This is a genomic window from Micromonospora sp. MP36 (assembly GCF_008119785.1).
Taxonomy (GTDB): domain Bacteria; phylum Actinomycetota; class Actinomycetes; order Mycobacteriales; family Micromonosporaceae; genus Micromonospora.
This window is the reverse complement of record NZ_VSFA01000322.1, coordinates 1-328: the sequence shown is the minus strand read 5'-3', so window position 1 is coordinate 328 and position 328 is coordinate 1. Positions and strand designations below refer to the sequence as shown.

At 66.2% G+C, this 328-nt stretch carries 1 pseudogene; it reads left to right on the top strand.

Annotation, left to right across the window (positions count from 1 at the left end):
• Positions 1 to 328 (top strand): annotated as a pseudogene (locus FXF52_RS41355) (IS110 family transposase); the annotation flags it as partial.

The following is a 328-nucleotide window of genomic DNA, read 5'->3' as shown; positions in this document are numbered from 1 at the left end:
CAGCACCGGCAAGGGCAACCCGTGGCTGGCCGGCACCATCGGCGAGATCGTCGCTGGACTCTCCCGTTCGAACACCTTCCTCGGCGAGCGTTACCGGCGGCTTGCCCGCCGGCGGGGTAAGAAACGCGCGATCGTCGCCGTCGGCAACTCGGTACTGACCATCATCTGGCACCTGCTATCCGACCCAAGCGCCTGCTACCAGGACCTCGGCCCCGACTACCACGACACGCGGATCAACAAGAAGCGCCGGCAACACGACCTCATCCGCCAGCTTGAACACCTCACCGGCCAGAAGGTCACCCTCCAGCCCCAACCCGAACTACCCGCC